Origin of the sequence: Vibrio hepatarius (assembly GCF_001274785.1) — a bacterium.
Lineage (GTDB): Bacteria > Pseudomonadota > Gammaproteobacteria > Enterobacterales > Vibrionaceae > Vibrio > Vibrio hepatarius.
The window spans coordinates 1-351 of sequence record NZ_LHPI01000072.1; the positions used below are offsets into that span (position 1 = coordinate 1).

The following is a 351-nucleotide window of genomic DNA, read 5'->3' on the forward strand; positions in this document are numbered from 1 at the left end:
TGAGTTTACTAGCGACACCGAATGAATCGGTTTCAGAATATTATCGCATCTGGAACATGATCCTATGTTACATGGACATATCTCAACCTTTACCAGACTGCCTTATTCTTGAAGAGTCTCGACACCTCGACCCTGTTACCGCAGAGTATGATAAGAAAACTGGTCGAAACCCACGATACTGGCGCGATATGAGTGAAGAAGAATATAAAGCGGCACTCGAAGCAATCAGAAACAAACAACAAGGCAAGCCTGAAACAGGTCCTGAATTAGATATATTTGCAGAAATCAATTAAATACTTATGAACAGCGAATATTACCAAGACACTACCTTTAACAGCAGAAATCGATATC

At 40.2% G+C, this 351-nt stretch carries 1 pseudogene; it reads left to right on the forward strand.

Features of this window, described 5'->3' with window-relative positions:
• Positions 1 to 293: pseudogene (locus AKJ31_RS23325) on the forward strand (hypothetical protein); the annotation flags it as partial.
• Positions 294 to 351 lie beyond the last annotated feature (58 nt).